The sequence below is a fragment of the Pseudoalteromonas phenolica genome (assembly GCF_044788725.1).
Classification (GTDB): domain Bacteria; phylum Pseudomonadota; class Gammaproteobacteria; order Enterobacterales; family Alteromonadaceae; genus Pseudoalteromonas; species Pseudoalteromonas phenolica_C.
On sequence record NZ_CP173161.1, the window covers coordinates 2,387,452 to 2,403,366 of the forward strand.

Consider the following 15,915-nt stretch of genomic DNA (forward strand, 5'->3'; position numbering starts at 1 on the left):
GTAGTGTAATTTATTTAATAAAAACAATATATAGCCAATAAACTGCAAAGCTATGTTGAAAACTTTATGATGCAAAGTGAAAGGTTATGAAAAGAGGGTAAAAGCGCAGTGGTACGCACTGCGCTTAAGAAAAAAGAATACTTAACTAGAAAAGGTCGATGTCGTTATTTTCATCATTTTGTTGAGCAATTAGCTGCTGCTCAATCAATTGCTCGTAAAAACACAACTGATCTCGACCATTTTCTTTTGCATAATACAATGCTTTATCAGCCTGCTCTAACACTGTAATAGGAAAGTCATAAGGGCTAATACGTGACATGCCAATACTTACCGACATGGTTTTTACAAATGGGAAATGCGTGCTACGAATAAGCTCCATGAACTTTTCTATTTTTGCTTTAATAGAGTCATGATCACATGGCTCAAACACTAAAACGAATTCTTCGCCTCCAAAACGGAATATCAGATCACTAGAGCGAAAGTACTGACGCATTTTCTGCGCAAGTAGCAATAGCACTTCATCACCACACACATGACCATAGCTGTCATTGATCTTTTTGAAGTGATCGATATCAACCATTGCCAACCATGATGTTGCGCCCATAGTGCGCTTACGACTATCATTTGGATAAGCTGACTTGTGATGGTCTATTAGTTGCTTTTCTAGAAGTTGCTTAAGTTTTTTCTCAAACGTTTGACGATTTAATAAACCTGTTAACTTATCACGTTCATTTTCGTGCAAAATACTCAGGTAGTTTTCAAAAATACGACAAAAAGCATTCAATAATACCTGATCTGAACTACTCAACCCTTTGCTGACAATCGCAATAGCGCCAATTGGCTTTTCTTGTAGAGTGATAGGCAACCAACGACGCTCTGTACCATCAGCTGATTGCACTGTAATGATACATGCTGATTGCAAGCATGAGACCAGCTCTGAAGGTGGCTCTTTTACAACGTCTCTATCTTCCCAAAGAAAATCTTCATGAGGAAGTACTTTTAAACATAAGCTACGTTCAATAACCAATTGTCCCTGAACTTGTAAGTCTTTATAAATACCGACTTCTTCACAGCCTATAAATTCTTGAATAGTAGAAATTAAGCTATATTCAAGGGAATCTACGTCTCGTGTTTTAGTGATTTTTATAACGGAGTTCAGTAACTCTTCTTGCATAATACGTCCAATCGGTTATCGACTAGTAGAAACAACCTAAATTCTTCAACTGGTTAGTGATAAGACACTGCAGTACATTTAAGTTAAATTAAATAGATGGGATACCATTCTAATCGAAAGCGGATGAGATAGGAATAAAGAATTTGTAGCGTGATTTTAAAATCAGAAATTATAAAGTGTGAGAGCGTTTAGAAACATAAGAAATGGCGGAGAGGGAGGGATTCGAACCCTCGATAGGGGTTAGCCTATACACGAGTTCCAGTCGTGCGCCTTCAGCCACTCAGCCACCTCTCCACTGCGCCTAAGCGCGAGGTAATACTAAGTAAACCACCACACTTAAGCAAGCTTTTTTGCCAATATGCTGAGCTAACTGCTTAACATATCGGCAAATTTGATTACTTCTTCAGGTTTGAAGAAAAATCTAACATACGATTTAGAGAGCGAAGCGCACCTTCACGTAAGTCCATATCAACAAACACTTCTTTACCCTCAGGGCTAACAAGTGCTTCTTCAATCGCTTTTAGGCCATTCATTGCCATCCAAGGACAGTGAGCACAGCTCTTACACGTTGCACCTTCACCAGCTGTTGGCGCCTCAAAGAACTCTTTCTCAGGACATAATTGCTGCATTTTGTAGAAAATACCGCGATCAGTTGCAACGATGAATTTTTGGTTATCCATCTCTTGTGCTGCTTTAATTAGCTGGCTTGTTGAACCTACTGCATCAGCAAGGTCTACGATTTCAGCCGGTGATTCAGGGTGGACTAGCACAGCTGCATCAGGGTGAAGCGCCTTCATATCTTTTAGCGCTTTAGTTTTAAATTCATCGTGAACGATACATGCGCCATTCCACATGATCATGTCAGCACCTGTTTTCTTCTGAATGTAAGAACCTAAATGCTTGTCAGGACCCCAAATGATTTTTTCACCTTCAGAGTCTAAGTGTTCAACAATTTCTAAAGCACAAGAAGACGTTACGATCCAATCTGCACGAGCTTTTACGGCTGTTGATGTATTCGCGTAAACCACAACTTTTCGATCAGGGTGTTGATCACAAAACTTTGAGAACTCATCAATTGGACAACCCACATCGAGAGAGCAAGTTGCGGCAAGTGTTGGCATAACCACGGTTTTGTTTGGCGTTAAGATCTTGGCCGTTTCGCCCATGAAACGAACACCCGCTACAATGATGATGTCTTTATCTTCTTGATTTGCACCAAAACGTGCCATTTCTAAAGAATCAGCAACACAGCCGCCCGTTTCTTCAGCTAATGCTTGGATCTCAGGATCAGTATAATAATGCGCAACTAATACGGCATTTTTATCAATTAGAAGTTGTTTAATACGTGCTTTATATTCAGCTTTTTCGGCGTCGTTAAGTGGCGCCGGCTTTGGAGGAAAGATGTAATCCTCTGGCATGATTTGTTCTGCTAAACTCATTTCTCGACCATCAGTGCACATTGCAAAATTGATGCGAATTATACGTAATTGCTGAGCAGAATCCTAGTCTGTGACGAGAATAGTAAGGGATTATTAAAGTTTAATGAATTAAAGAGATTAAGTGTATGGTGGGTCATGATGGACTTGAACCATCGACCAATGGATTAAAAGTCCACTGCTCTACCAACTGAGCTAATGACCCATACAGATAGGGATGAAGAATTTTGAGATGGTGGGTCATGATGGACTTGAACCATCGACCAATGGATTAAAAGTCCACTGCTCTACCAACTGAGCTAATGACCCGCTCAAAGGATATCGATATTTAAAGTAAGTGGTGGGTCATGATGGACTTGAACCATCGACCAATGGATTAAAAGTCCACTGCTCTACCAACTGAGCTAATGACCCGCTCTAGGGATCTCGACACTTAAAAGAAAGTGGTGGGTCATGATGGACTTGAACCATCGACCAATGGATTAAAAGTCCACTGCTCTACCAACTGAGCTAATGACCCGCTCGAGGATATCAGATACTTTAAATAGTGGTGGGTCATGATGGACTTGAACCATCGACCAATGGATTAAAAGTCCACTGCTCTACCAACTGAGCTAATGACCCGCTCTGGATATCAGACTTATTAAGTAGTGGTGGGTCATGATGGACTTGAACCATCGACCAATGGATTAAAAGTCCACTGCTCTACCAACTGAGCTAATGACCCGCTCTGGATATCAGACTTATTAAGTAGTGGTGGGTCATGATGGACTTGAACCATCGACCAATGGATTAAAAGTCCACTGCTCTACCAACTGAGCTAATGACCCGCTCATGCGATATCAGTTTAATTAAGAAGTGGTGGGTCATGATGGACTTGAACCATCGACCAATGGATTAAAAGTCCACTGCTCTACCAACTGAGCTAATGACCCGCTCGGGGATATCTGACACTTATTAAAAAGTGGTGGGTCATGATGGACTTGAACCATCGACCAATGGATTAAAAGTCCACTGCTCTACCAACTGAGCTAATGACCCGCTCGGATATCTGTTCTTAATTAAGTATTGGTGGGTCATGATGGACTTGAACCATCGACCAATGGATTAAAAGTCCACTGCTCTACCAACTGAGCTAATGACCCGCAAGGATATCAAAACTTAATAAGTGGTGGGTCATGATGGACTTGAACCATCGACCAATGGATTAAAAGTCCACTGCTCTACCAACTGAGCTAATGACCCACTTAGTGCAACAAGTGATTTGAATCAATCGCCTGCTGCGGGCGCTTATAATACTTATTTAAAAAATGAGTGCAACTGAAATGCGTAGTTTTTTTCAGTTTTTGCGTCTAAGCGCCTAATTTTAAACCATAGTGACAAAATAATATGCCATTACATCTTCCCAAGACGCTCTGTGGCTAATTTAGCAGCAGTGGTACTTGGATACTCTTTAATTAAAGTATTTAACAACTCTTTGGCTTTTTCAAAGTTGTTTTCTTTTTGAAAGATAATACCAAGCTTTAATAATGCATCTGGACGCTTATTAGAGTTAGGGTAATTATTTACCACATCTTGAAAATGAATTCGTGCTTGTGCATCGTTATTTTTTATTGAATATAACTGACCTAACCAATAATGTGCATTTGGCATGTACACAGAATTAGGAAAAGTCGTTAAAAAATTCTGCAGCTCAGGAATTGCAGCATCATAACGCTTATCTTTCATGATCAATGCAACAGCTCTATCATAGGCTTCGTTTTCAGATAAATCGCTACTTATCGCTTGTGAGCTGTCAACCGCAACATCTACAGAAGTCGTAGAGCTCGACTGCTCATAAACTTTAGACACACGGTTTTCAATTTCTTGGTACAACTCTCGTTGTCTTTGCAGGACTTTTTCTAGCTTGTAACTTTGTTCTTCAGTTACACCACGAACCTGGGATACTTCATCTTGCAGTAAATTTAGCTGTTGTTGTAACTCAACTTGTAACAAGTTGCGAGTTTTCATCATACTCTCAAGCTGTGCTAAACGCTGCTCAATAGTTAATGTTGAGTTTGCAGCCTCAGATACAGGAGCGGGAGCAGCCCAAACTTGGGTGCTCCCGCTCATCATTATGGCTGCCAAAATATATTTCGGCTTCATAATCACTCTTTAAAATTAGTAAACTAAAACCGCACGACGGTTTTTAGCAAAAGCTTCTTCAGTGCGAGACTTTACCATTGGCTTCTCTTCACCGTAGCTCACTACAGAGATTTGACTGTCAGAAACACCTAGACTTTGTAGGTATTTAGCAACTGACTTACCACGGCTTTCGCCTAGTGCAATGTTGTACTCAGGCGTACCACGCTCATCAGCATGACCTTCGATTAATACTTTAACGCTTGGGTTTTTCACTAGGAAATCAGCGTGAGCTTGAAGCAACTCTGCATACTGGCCACGGATGCTTGATTTATCAAAATCAAAGTATACGATTTGCTCTTGACGAAGCGCTTCATATTTTTGTTGTAGTTGCTCTGCTGCAGCTTGCTCTGGTGTTAATGTGTTTACTTCTACATTGTTACCAGTTTGAGATGCATTTGCACCGTTGTTTTGATTTGCAGCACCTTCGTCAACGCTTGAAGATGAGCTACATGCTGCAAGTGTCATTACTGGTAAAGCGACCAATAAAGCTTTTAAGGTTTTGTTAAGTTGCATCGAGTATATTCCTATATCAAAAATTTATACCAGTAAAACTACTGTAAAAAAGGTGACCATGCTGGTGCCTTAACCTGTCCATCAGAGACAGGTAGACGCGCTTTAAATCTGCCGTCCATCGATACCAGAGCTAATACCTGCTTGTTATTGTACAAGGTACTATACATAATCATAGAGCCATTCGGCGCAATACTCGGTGACTCGTCTAAACGAGTACGTGTAAGCACCTGGAATAGCCCTGAATTTAATTCTTTTTTCGCAATATGGTATTTACCCAGGGTACGATTAACCATCACCAATTGTTTGCCATCTGGTGTTATCGACCCCGCAAGGTTCATATCGCCGTCAAAGGTAACACGCTTTGACCTACCTGTTTGTAAATTTAACTTATATATCTGAGCATTACCACCCCTTTCAGACGTATAGACAATTTCTTTACCATTCGGGTGCCAAGAAGGCTCAGTATCTATACTACGGTGTTTAGTTAAGCGCTTTTCTTTACGCGTTTCTAAGTCTAGTAGGTAAACTTCAGTTGCACCACCAGAGTCTTTAGACAACACAATAAGCAGTTTTTTACCGTCAGGTGAAAATTGCGGCGCACCATTGATACCGGGGTAACTCGTGACGATTTCACGTTTACCCGTATATAAGTCCTGCATTACAATTTGAGACTGGCGATTTTCAAACGTAACATAGGCAAGCTTAGTTCCATCAGGAGACCAAGCAGGCGACATCAATGGTTCTTTAGAGCGAAGTAAAACCTGCTCGTTATAGCCGTCATAATCTGCCACAACAAGCTGGTAAGGTTTATCTTCAGCTTCACGGACAATGACATAAGCTATCTTAGTTCTAAAAGCACCTTTCTCGCCTGTTAGAGATTCATAAATTACATCACTGATTTGATGAGCATAGCTTCTAAAACCAGCTGCATTAATAATTGACTGACGCGACTCTTGAATATGGTCCTGACTTTTCATTAATTTGCCATTGGTCATGATCCGAGTTTCGCCGCCAGTGATCTGAGCCCTGATCACATCAATCAGTTCATACTTAACCAAGTAGCGACCTGCTGGCTGCTGTGTTATTGAGCCAACTAATACAGCTTCAACGCCTTTAGATACCCAAGCATCGTAGTCAATGTCTTCATCTGTAGAAGGCATTTCAGGCAAGTCAGCAAATGAAAGTGGTTTAAATTTACCACTGCGGGTTAAGTCTGCAGCAATAACATCGCTGAGCTGCATAGGTAACTCACCTACCCCTTCGAATTTGAATGGTACAATGGCAATAGGTCTTGCACTGTCTACCCCTTCAGTAATAACAATCTCTAACGCCGCATTGGCATAATTTTGGATAGATAAAACTAAGCAAACTAGTAGTACTTTTAATCGCTTGAGCATAGTTTTCCTTATAGTTCTGGTTTAATTGTTAAGTTGATGTTCTTGAGTTGTTCAAACACATCTTTATCTTTGGAAACTGGTAAGGTATCCGCTAAACGAATAGCTCTAAGTGCAGCATCACAAACTAATTTATCTCCACCAAGAGGTTTTACACTTGTTACTAAGCCATTAAAAGCAAGCCTAATATTTACACGACATTCCTTGCCCCTCATCGCTTCATCGGTCAATAAATTTGACTGAATTCGTTGGGAAATTAGTGCTTGGTATTTTTCTACTTCACCTAGTACCTGCTGCTTTCTTAATTTATTTCGAGCGGCTTGTTCTTGCGCTAACTGCTCTTGTAGCAGCTGTTCTTCAATTGCTTTCAAACGCGCTTTTTCGGCTTCTTCTGCTCTACGCTTTTCTTCCGCTTCGCGTTTTTTGCGAGCAACTTCCGCTTTTCGTAAAGCATCCTCTTCTGCTTTGCGTTTGTCCGAAGCTGCTTTGGCAGCCTTTTCAGCTGCTAGTTTTTCAGCTCGTGCTTTTTCGGCATCCGCTCTTTGTTTTTCTTCGATTTTCTTTGCTTGTTTAGCTTGTGCTTCAGCCTTACGCTTTTCCTCTATCTTAGCTAACCTTTGCTGCTCAAGCTTTTTAATACGTCTGGCTTCTGCCTCTCGTTCTTTTCTCGCTTGAACCGCACGCTTTTCAAGATCGCGTATGCGCTTTTCTTCGGCGCGCTTTTTGTTATCTTCCTGCTTTTTAAGCTCTGCAATTTTCTGCTCAACTAATTTTTGATCAACAGACACTGCTGAGACAACTTTTTCTTGCTGCTCTTCAACAACCGGGTTGAGTTGAACTTGCATTACCGTCGGAGTTGGCATTTCAAAATTAGCTGTGGCAAATAAAAAACCACCTAACGCAACATGAAGCACAAACGATTTTATAAATCCGCTGGTTAATGATTCCATTGTTATTCCTCAAACGATTTCGTCATTAAACCAACTGAAGGCACACCTGCATTTTTCAAAAAGTCCATTAACAACAAAACTTCTTGGTAAGAAACTCGGCCCGAACCTTTAATTAAAACTGGAGTATCAGGGTTTTGTTGAAGCTTTAACTTGATAACAGCAGCCACTTCAACTGCATCCATGGGCGCTTCTGGATCAGTACCCACACTCACATAATATCGCCCTTCGGCATCTATGCTGGCAATAATAGGCGGCGCTTCTTTGGTTTCAACTAAGTCCGATTCAGACATTTTAGGTAGATCAACTTTTACACCATGCGTGATTAACGGTGCTGTTGCCATAAAGATGATAAGTAATACCAACATAACATCGATATAAGGTACTACGTTTATTTCTGCAACCGGACGTCGTTTCTTACGTACGTACATATTACTTAGCCTCTACAGAGCTTGCTGCTTGACGGTGTAAGATATTGGCAAATTCTTCCATGAAGTTAATGTAATGGCTTTCTAGCTTTTCAACATTCTTTGCAAAACGGTTGTATGCCATTACAGCCGGAATAGCTGCAAACAAACCAATTGCAGTAGCGATAAGAGCTTCAGCAATGCCCGGAGCAACCATTTGTAATGTTGCTTGTTTAACTTCACCTAGTGCAATAAAGGCATTCATAATACCCCAAACAGTACCGAATAAGCCGATATAAGGACTAATTGAACCCACGGTCGCTAAAAATGATAAGCTTGATTCTAGCTTTTCAACTTCTCTCGACAAAGCAACACGCATTGAGCGGTGTGTACCTTCAATGACTAACCCTGTCGTTTGGTTTGCACTTTTTTTCTGGCGTGCAAACTCTTTGAAACCAGATACAAATAAAGCTTCTAACCCTGAAGCACTACCAGTGCGTGCCGTAATTTCGTTGTATAACTTACTTAGCTCCATGCCCGACCAAAATTTTTGTTCGAATTTTTTTGTATCATGCATCGCTTTAGAAATAACAGACTTACGCTGAAAAATAATTGCCCAAGATGCGATAGACATACCCACTAATGTCAACATCACCAATTGAACTAATAAGCTTGCTTTTAATATAAGATCAATGAAATTTAGACCCGATTCCACGTTTTAATACTCCTAAATAGTTGTGTTTGGGCATTCAGCGCCACCAGCTTTATCATCGACAATGCTTTAAGCCAATGGTTCAGTTAGTTTACCCAGACATTTATGCCCTGACAATCTGATTACTACGAATTGAGCCGTTTTAACGACAAAGCGAACAATTAAGAAACAACGACAATAACTTACTGGTTTTATTTCGCTATTTATTCAAACATTCGATAGCTGCTGTAGCTTAAAATTTATCGAGCTTGGAACCAAATCGACTAATGCACTTTAATAACTTAGCAATCCTAAAAGCGCGAAGCTGAATGTGCGCTTATTTATTAAAAGATATTGCATAAATTGAGCTTCTTATTCAAAAAATATGAATAAAGCCTCAAAAATGGATTGGTATTACCAATTTCCAACAGATAAACTAATCAACTAGAAAGTGTTCAAAATATAACTTTCACAATAAATACATGCACTTAATCAGGATTTAATGATATTAAAAAACAAATATCAAAATCAAAAACCTTTTTGATATTAGTTTTTTTAATCCGAAGAGTGTAGTTTTTCTAGTTTGATTAGATTTTCAAGAATACGTATTATATCCCTCGTTCCAGTAAGACACCTTACCGAAACAGTTTTTAGCAATATGATTTCTGATTTGTCCTATTGCTTATTCGAGTACAAACTTATGTACTTGATGTTCCCTTATTACTTCCTTCAACTTGTTGTTTTGCCCGCTTTTTTAGCGGGCTTTTTTTTGTCTTTTTTTATTAAATACGCTTTCATAGCAATACTCTTAATTACGTAATCTATTTTGAGGCAAGGATAACTTGTCGATATGAGGCTAAAATTTTTCTATTTAGTTTTCTAAATAGCAATTTTTAACGAAGTCAGCGTCAGTATTAATCCATCAAAATGATTAAGAATTATTGAGAATTGGTATCAATAAAGACTCGGACAAAAAAAAGCCTGAACATATATGTTCAGGCTTTTAATAAATAGTTAGACACAGATTAAGCTTCTTCGCTCGCATCTCTATATTTGTCAGCAGTCTCTTTAATTAACGGCTGTAGCTCACCTTTTTGGAACATTTCTAAAATAATGTCACAACCACCGATTAACTCACCTTCAACCCAAAGCTGAGGAAAAGTTGGCCAGTTCGCGTAATGTGGTAGCTCTGCGCGAATATCTGGGTTTAAAAGAATATCAACATAAGCAAACTGTTCACCGCATGCCATTAATGCCTGAGACGCTTGTGAAGAAAAGCCACAGTTAGGCAGTTTAGGTGAGCCTTTCATATATAGAATGATTGGGTTTTCAGAAATTTGTTGCTTAATTTTATCAATGGTTTCCATTTATTAACCTCTATGTGACGATGCGTAGCCATGAAAAATCGAATTCATTGCGTGTAAAGAACACGCATTTTTGGCAAATAAAACAAATAGTCTCTAACTACGCCATTGCTGTTTGCCTAAACTTGAGTAAAATACTCAGGAATTATAGTATCACTATAAAGTTAATTCGTATAGAAATCTGGACCTCAGTAGTCTATGTTTCAGTCGTAATTAGCAAAATACATAACAAATGGAGATAACCATGGCTTTTGAACTACCGTCATTACCTTATGCAATCGATGCGCTAGAACCACATATTTCTAAAGAAACTTTAGAATTTCACCACGGTAAGCACCACAACACTTATGTAGTGAAATTAAATGGTTTAGTTGAAGGTACTGACTTTGAAGGTAAAACACTTGAAGAAGTAGTATGCAGCTCTGAAGGCGGCGTTTTCAATAACGCAGCACAAATCTGGAACCACACTTTCTACTGGCACAGCCTTGCACCAAATGCAGGTGGCGAGCCAACTGGTAAAGTTGCTGAACTAATTAATGCGAAATGGGGCTCATTCGCAGCATTCCAAGAAGCATTCAACGACAAAGCAGTAAACAACTTCGGTTCAAGCTGGACTTGGTTAGTACAACTAGCTGACGGCTCACTAGATATCGTAAATACTTCAAATGCAGCGACTCCTTTAACAGAAGAAGGTGTAACACCAATTCTTACTGTTGACCTTTGGGAACACGCTTATTATATCGATTACCGCAATGTTCGTCCTGAATACCTTAAAGGTTTCTGGGCACTAGTTAACTGGGAATTTGCTAACAGCAACCTAGCTTAATATCTTCTTAATTGCAGATAATTGTATAAAGGCGTCTACAGGCGCCTTTTTTATATTTCCCTCTTTATCATTCATCAATTAAATATCTGGATTTTTTAGGCAATTTCCTAATTTCATGTCTAAGCTTTAGTTATACCTTTTACTATTAAATAGTTTCTCATTCTAAAGCTCACACAGGTTATTTGGAGGTCGTTATGACAATATTCGAACATTATCAAGCCAGATATGAAGCTTCCCAAGAAGAAGAATATTCAATCGCTGAATTTCTAGAAATCTGTAAGAACGATAAATCAGCATATGCGAGTGCAGCAGAACGATTACTCATGGCTATCGGTGAGCCTGAGATGGTTGATACCTCAACAGATGCAAGATTAAGCCGTTTATTTTCAAACCGTGTCATTGCTCGTTACCCTGCCTTTAGTGAATTTTATGGCATGGAAGACGCCATTGAACAAATCGTGTCATATCTAAAACATGCTGCACAAGGTTTAGAAGAGTGTAAACAAGTGCTTTACCTTCTCGGCCCGGTTGGTGGGGGTAAATCGTCGATTGCAGAAAAACTCAAATACCTAATGCAGCAAGTTCCTATTTATGCCATCAAAGGGTCTCCTGTTAACGACCACCCTCTTTCTTTGTTTAATCCTGTGGAAGACGCAAACTTACTAGAGAATGAATATGGTATTAAGCCACGTTACTTAAAAACAATCATGTCTCCTTGGGCAACTAAGCGCTTACATGAGTTTGGTGGAGACATCACTCAATTCAAAGTCGTTAAACGCTATCCGTCTATTTTAGATCAGGTTGCGATTGCGAAAACTGAACCTGGTGATGAAAACAACCAAGACATTTCTGCACTAGTTGGTAAGGTTGATATTCGAAAACTGGAACATTACGCACAGAATGATCCTGATGCATATGCATACTCGGGTTCACTGTGTTTAGCAAACCAAGGTCTAATGGAGTTTGTAGAGATGTTCAAAGCACCCATTAAGGTGCTGCACCCTTTATTAACTGCAACGCAGGAAGGTAACTACAACGGTACAGAAGGCATTTCGGCTTTACCTTATAATGGTATGATTTTGGCTCACTCAAACGAGTCTGAATGGCAAAGTTTTAAAAACAATAAAAACAATGAGGCATTCTTAGATCGTGTTTATATTGTTAAAGTACCCTATTGCTTAAGGGTTTCTGAAGAAGTCAAAATTTACCAAAAACTATTAGACAACAGTGAGCTATCTTCTGCGCCATGTGCACCTGGTACATTAGAAACACTAGCCAAATTCGTGTCACTCTCAAGATTACAAGAACCCGAAAACTCGAGCATTTATTCTAAAATGCGAGTGTATGATGGCGAGAGCTTAAAAGACACAGATCCAAAAGCTAAGTCCTACCAAGAATATCGCGATTATGCGGGGGTCGATGAAGGCATGACGGGTTTATCTACTCGCTTTGCATTCAAGATTCTTTCTCGCGTATTCAATTTCGACCATGCTGAAGTTGCGGCCAACCCAGTTCATTTATTTTATGTACTAGAACAGCAAATTGAGCGTGAACAATTTAATGCAGAAGTACAAGAGCGCTACCTAAGCCACCTTAAAGGCTACTTAATTCCTCAGTATGTGGAGTTTATTGGCAAAGAGTTACAAACCGCATACTTGGAATCTTACTCAGAATACGGTCAAAACATTTTCGACCGCTATGTTACATATGCTGATTTCTGGATCCAAGATCAAGAATATCGCGACCCTGACACAGGACAATTATTCGATAGAGCCGCTTTAAATGCGGAGCTTGAGAAAATAGAGAAACCTGCAGGTATTTCTAACCCGAAAGATTTTAGAAATGAGATAGTCAACTTTGTCCTAAGAGCGAGAGCGCATCACAACGGAGAAAATCCTGTTTGGACAAGTTATGAGAAGCTTCGTACAGTCATCGAGAAGAAAATGTTCTCGAACACTGAAGATCTTCTACCTGTAATTTCATTCAACGCCAAAACATCTGCTGAAGATCAGAAGAAACACGAAGACTTCGTCAATCGTATGGTCGAAAAAGGCTATACAGAGAAACAAGTTCGTTTGTTATCTGAATGGTATTTAAGAGTAAGAAAGTCTCAATAGAGCGTGGGTTCTTGGAGGGTGATTTATGGCACATTTTATAGACCGTCGCCTGAATGGGAAGAATAAAAGTACGTTGAATCGACAACGCTTTATTAGGCGATATAAAAAGCAAATTAAAGAAGCGGTATCTGATGCAATCAACAAAAGAAGTGTCACTGATATAAGTAGTGGCGAAAGTATCTCAATACCGCAAAGAGACATCAGTGAGCCTATTTTTCACCAAGGTAAAGGAGGGGATCGTGACATGATCCATCCTGGTAATGACCAATTTAGTACCGGTGACAAAATACAACGCCCGCCTTCTGGCCAAGGAGGCGGTGGCGGTGAAGGTGAAGCAAGTGATCAAGGTGAAGGGCAAGACGATTTTGTATTTTCAATATCAAAAGACGAATATCTTGACCTACTTTTTGAAGACCTTGAGTTACCAAATCTTCAACAAAGCCAGTTAGATAAACTTGTACAGATGAAAACGCACAGAGCTGGTTTTTGTAATGATGGCATGCCAAGCAATTTAGACATAGTCCGGTCTTTGCAAGGTTCATTAGCTCGAAGAGTAGCAATGACCGCGGGTAAGAGAAGGCGTTTAAAAGAGGCCAAAGAAGAGCTTGAATCACTATTGAATGAGAGCGTGCCTCCTGAGCATCAAATTAATACTCTGAAATTAGAAATAGAAGAGCTTAAACGGAAAATTGCGGCAGTCCCTTTTATCGACAATTACGACTTGCGATTTCGCAATTATGAAAAACGCCCTCACCCTACAAGTAAAGCAGTTATGTTTTGCTTAATGGATGTGTCAGGCTCAATGGATCAAGCTACAAAAGATATGGCAAAGCGTTTTTATATTCTGCTTTATCAGTTTTTGACTCGTACCTACAAAGACATTGAGGTTGTTTATATTCGCCATCATACTCAAGCAAAAGAAGTCGATGAACAAGAATTCTTTTATTCTCAAGAGACCGGTGGAACTATCGTTTCGAGTGCACTTAAATTGATGGATGAAATCGTAAAAGAACGTTATTCACAAGGCGATTGGAACATATACGCAGCACAAGCTTCTGACGGCGATAATTGGGCAGATGATTCACCGCACTGTACAGATATATTAACTAATAAGTTACTTAAAACAGTACGTTATTACGCTTATATCGAAATTACCACAAGAGCACACCAAAGTTTATGGCGAGAATATCAAGGCATTGCACAAACACATGATAATTTTGCGATGCAACATATTCGAGGTGTTGAGGATATCTATCCAATTTTTAGAGAGTTATTTAAAAAGAATCAAAAACAACATCAAGGCGCCGCTTAGTCTTTAAGGAGGGGTTATGACATATAATCCGATCAACGATGGTCCTGATTGGACATTTGAACTGCTTGAAGAATACCAAGCAGAAATTGCTCGAGTCGCTGAATTTTATCGTTTAGACACTTATCCTAATCAAATTGAAGTTATTACGGCTGAACAAATGATGGATGCATACTCAAGTGTTGGTATGCCTATCGGCTATAGTCATTGGTCCTATGGAAAAAAGTTTATTCAAACCGAACAAAACTACCGCCGTGGTCAAATGGGCCTTGCCTACGAGATAGTGATTAACTCTGATCCATGTATCGCCTATTTAATGGAAGAAAATACACTTCCCATGCAAGCTCTGGTAATGGCGCATGCGTGTTATGGACACAATTCCTTTTTTAAAGGTAACTATCTATTTAAAACTTGGACTGATGCCTCTTCTATCATTGATTACTTACTCTTTGCTAAAAATTACATTGCAGAATGTGAACAGAAATATGGCATTGATGAAGTTGAGAACTTGATTGACTCATGTCATGCACTTATGAACTATGGAGTTGATAGATATAAGCGACCTCAACAGATTTCAATGTATGAAGAACAAAAACGTCAAAAAGAACGAGAAGACTATTTGCAATCTCAAGTGAACGAACTTTGGCGGACTATTCCAAAAAACCAGCATGAAGAAACCATTAATCAAGCGAGATTTCCTTCTGAACCTCAGGAAAATATCCTCTATTTTATTGAGAAAAATGCGCCTTTATTAGAATCATGGCAACGGGAAGTAATTAGGATTGTTAGAAAAATTTCTCAATACTTTTATCCGCAAAAACAAACCCAGGTTATGAATGAGGGTTGGGCAACATTTTGGCATTACACTATTCTTAACCACTTGTATGATGAGGGCAAGTTGTCTGACGCGTTTATGTTGGAGTTTTTACAAAGCCATACAAATGTTGTTTTTCAACCCCCCTACAACAGCAAATTTTATTCTGGTATCAACCCATATGCGCTTGGTTTTAATATGATGACAGATATTAGGCGCATTTGCGAAAACCCAACCGAAGAAGACAAGCGCTGGTTCCCTGAATTTGCTGGTGCAGACTGGCTAGATACCCTACATTTTGCTATGCAAAACTTCAAAGATGAAAGCTTTATCAGTCAGTTCCTGTCCCCTAAACTTATTAGGGACTTTAAGCTGTTTACCATTATTGATAAACAAAAAGCACCGCATTTAGAAGTTGGTGCTATACACAATGAAGAAGGTTATCAAAAGGTCCGCTCTGCTCTTTCAGCTCAATATAATTTGAGTAATCATGAACCCAATATTCAAGTATTTAACGTTGATGTACGGGGAGACAGGTCTCTCACTTTGAGGTACGTTCCTCAAAATGGCATACCTCTTCATAATTCAAAAGATGAAGTTATGAAGCATTTACACAGACTGTGGGGATTTAAAGTCAAACTTGAGCAAGTAAATGAGTTAGATACTGTAGAAGTGATTGCACAATGTCCTAAGGAAGAAGAGAGCCAAAAAGCAAGCTGAATACATTCAGCTTGCTTTC

The 15,915-nt window shown here is 39.4% G+C and carries 13 protein-coding genes and 12 tRNA genes; 4 read left to right on the plus strand and 21 right to left on the minus strand.

Translation table 11 applies throughout. The features are described 5' to 3' along the window. Positions 1-145: 145 nt before the first annotated feature. The 21 genes from ACH784_RS10855 to ACH784_RS10955 form a co-directional block, all read right to left on the minus strand. Complete coding sequence (locus tag ACH784_RS10855; protein WP_404390108.1) at positions 146-1,174, minus strand: GGDEF domain-containing protein; 1,029 nt, start codon at positions 1,172-1,174, stop codon at positions 146-148. A 204-nt stretch (positions 1,175-1,378) separates the two neighbouring features. Next, positions 1,379-1,468, minus strand: a tRNA-Ser gene (locus ACH784_RS10860). Between the two features lie 101 nt (positions 1,469-1,569). Next, complete coding sequence (gene nadA, locus ACH784_RS10865) at positions 1,570-2,613, minus strand: quinolinate synthase NadA (protein ID WP_138630579.1); 1,044 nt, start codon at positions 2,611-2,613, stop codon at positions 1,570-1,572. 126 nt (positions 2,614-2,739) lie between these two features. Continuing rightward, positions 2,740-2,815: transfer RNA gene (locus ACH784_RS10870), tRNA-Lys, on the minus strand. A gap of 28 nt (positions 2,816-2,843) precedes the next feature. Continuing rightward, positions 2,844-2,919: transfer RNA gene (locus ACH784_RS10875), tRNA-Lys, on the minus strand. 29 nt (positions 2,920-2,948) lie between these two features. Further along, positions 2,949-3,024 (minus strand) — tRNA-Lys (locus ACH784_RS10880). Between the two features lie 30 nt (positions 3,025-3,054). Beyond that, positions 3,055-3,130, minus strand: a tRNA-Lys gene (locus ACH784_RS10885). A 28-nt stretch (positions 3,131-3,158) separates the two neighbouring features. Next, positions 3,159-3,234 (minus strand) — tRNA-Lys (locus ACH784_RS10890). A gap of 27 nt (positions 3,235-3,261) precedes the next feature. Beyond that, positions 3,262-3,337 (minus strand) — tRNA-Lys (locus ACH784_RS10895). Positions 3,338-3,364: 27 nt separating this feature from the next. Then, positions 3,365-3,440: transfer RNA gene (locus tag ACH784_RS10900), tRNA-Lys, on the minus strand. Between the two features lie 29 nt (positions 3,441-3,469). After that, a tRNA-Lys gene (locus ACH784_RS10905) sits at positions 3,470-3,545 on the minus strand. Between the two features lie 30 nt (positions 3,546-3,575). Next, positions 3,576-3,651 (minus strand) — tRNA-Lys (locus ACH784_RS10910). Between the two features lie 28 nt (positions 3,652-3,679). Continuing rightward, positions 3,680-3,755 (minus strand) — tRNA-Lys (locus tag ACH784_RS10915). A gap of 24 nt (positions 3,756-3,779) precedes the next feature. Further along, positions 3,780-3,855 (minus strand) — tRNA-Lys (locus tag ACH784_RS10920). Positions 3,856-4,005: 150 nt separating this feature from the next. Then, entirely contained in the window at positions 4,006-4,755 is a 750-nt protein-coding gene (gene ybgF / locus ACH784_RS10925) for a tol-pal system protein YbgF (RefSeq protein WP_404390110.1), read from the minus strand. Positions 4,756-4,770: 15 nt separating this feature from the next. After that, positions 4,771-5,307, minus strand: coding sequence for a peptidoglycan-associated lipoprotein Pal (gene pal / locus ACH784_RS10930; protein ID WP_404390112.1), 537 nt, complete (start codon positions 5,305-5,307; stop codon positions 4,771-4,773). A 38-nt stretch (positions 5,308-5,345) separates the two neighbouring features. Then, positions 5,346-6,704 (minus strand): Tol-Pal system beta propeller repeat protein TolB, encoded by a 1,359-nt coding sequence (gene tolB / locus ACH784_RS10935; RefSeq protein ID WP_404390114.1) that lies wholly within the window; start codon positions 6,702-6,704, stop codon positions 5,346-5,348. 8 nt (positions 6,705-6,712) lie between these two features. Further along, positions 6,713-7,651: a cell envelope integrity protein TolA gene (tolA, locus tag ACH784_RS10940; protein ID WP_404390116.1), complete on the minus strand. Its 939-nt coding sequence runs from the start codon at positions 7,649-7,651 to the stop codon at positions 6,713-6,715. Between the two features lie 2 nt (positions 7,652-7,653). Continuing rightward, positions 7,654-8,079 carry a protein TolR gene (gene tolR, locus ACH784_RS10945; protein WP_404390118.1) on the minus strand — a complete coding sequence of 142 codons (426 nt, stop codon included), beginning with the start codon at positions 8,077-8,079 and terminating at the stop codon, positions 7,654-7,656. Between the two features lies 1 nt (position 8,080). Beyond that, a complete protein-coding gene (tolQ, locus tag ACH784_RS10950) occupies positions 8,081-8,770 on the minus strand; it encodes a protein TolQ (protein WP_404390120.1) in 690 nt (229 codons plus the stop codon). 1,001 nt (positions 8,771-9,771) lie between these two features. After that, positions 9,772-10,113, minus strand: coding sequence for a Grx4 family monothiol glutaredoxin (locus tag ACH784_RS10955; RefSeq protein ID WP_404390122.1), 342 nt, complete (start codon positions 10,111-10,113; stop codon positions 9,772-9,774). A 241-nt stretch (positions 10,114-10,354) separates the two neighbouring features. Here ACH784_RS10955 and ACH784_RS10960 point away from each other — a divergent pair, with 241 nt between their 5' ends. The 4 genes from ACH784_RS10960 to ACH784_RS10975 all read left to right on the plus strand — a co-directional run bounded on the left by ACH784_RS10960 (position 10,355) and on the right by ACH784_RS10975 (position 15,896). Beyond that, positions 10,355-10,936, plus strand: coding sequence for a Fe-Mn family superoxide dismutase (locus ACH784_RS10960; protein ID WP_404390124.1), 582 nt, complete (start codon positions 10,355-10,357; stop codon positions 10,934-10,936). A gap of 194 nt (positions 10,937-11,130) precedes the next feature. Beyond that, positions 11,131-13,053, plus strand: coding sequence for a PrkA family serine protein kinase (locus tag ACH784_RS10965; protein WP_404390126.1), 1,923 nt, complete (start codon positions 11,131-11,133; stop codon positions 13,051-13,053). 25 nt (positions 13,054-13,078) lie between these two features. Then, on the plus strand, positions 13,079-14,365 hold the full coding sequence (locus ACH784_RS10970) for a YeaH/YhbH family protein (RefSeq protein ID WP_404390128.1): 1,287 nt from the start codon (positions 13,079-13,081) through the stop codon (positions 14,363-14,365). Between the two features lie 16 nt (positions 14,366-14,381). After that, positions 14,382-15,896, plus strand: a complete 1,515-nt coding sequence (locus ACH784_RS10975; RefSeq protein WP_404390130.1) for a SpoVR family protein — start codon at positions 14,382-14,384, stop codon at positions 15,894-15,896. Positions 15,897-15,915 lie beyond the last annotated feature (19 nt).

Excerpts from the sequence above, each read along its gene's own strand:
- ACH784_RS10960 (WP_404390124.1), top strand. The coding sequence starts at position 10,355 with ATGGCTTTTGAACTACCGTCATTACCTTATGCAATCGATGCGCTAGAA.
- ACH784_RS10970 (WP_404390128.1), top strand. The coding sequence starts at position 13,079 with ATGGCACATTTTATAGACCGTCGCCTGAATGGGAAGAATAAAAGTACG.
- ACH784_RS10955 (WP_404390122.1), bottom strand. The coding sequence starts at position 10,113 with ATGGAAACCATTGATAAAATTAAGCAACAAATTTCTGAAAACCCAATC.
- pal (WP_404390112.1), bottom strand. The coding sequence starts at position 5,307 with ATGCAACTTAACAAAACCTTAAAAGCTTTATTGGTCGCTTTACCAGTA.
- ACH784_RS10855 (WP_404390108.1), bottom strand. The coding sequence starts at position 1,174 with ATGCAAGAAGAGTTACTGAACTCCGTTATAAAAATCACTAAAACACGA.
- tolR (WP_404390118.1), bottom strand. The coding sequence starts at position 8,079 with ATGTACGTACGTAAGAAACGACGTCCGGTTGCAGAAATAAACGTAGTA.
- ACH784_RS10965 (WP_404390126.1), top strand. The coding sequence starts at position 11,131 with ATGACAATATTCGAACATTATCAAGCCAGATATGAAGCTTCCCAAGAA.
- tolB (WP_404390114.1), bottom strand. The coding sequence starts at position 6,704 with ATGCTCAAGCGATTAAAAGTACTACTAGTTTGCTTAGTTTTATCTATC.
- ybgF (WP_404390110.1), bottom strand. The coding sequence starts at position 4,755 with ATGAAGCCGAAATATATTTTGGCAGCCATAATGATGAGCGGGAGCACC.
- ACH784_RS10975 (WP_404390130.1), top strand. The coding sequence starts at position 14,382 with ATGACATATAATCCGATCAACGATGGTCCTGATTGGACATTTGAACTG.
- tolA (WP_404390116.1), bottom strand. The coding sequence starts at position 7,651 with ATGGAATCATTAACCAGCGGATTTATAAAATCGTTTGTGCTTCATGTT.
- nadA (WP_138630579.1), bottom strand. The coding sequence starts at position 2,613 with ATGAGTTTAGCAGAACAAATCATGCCAGAGGATTACATCTTTCCTCCA.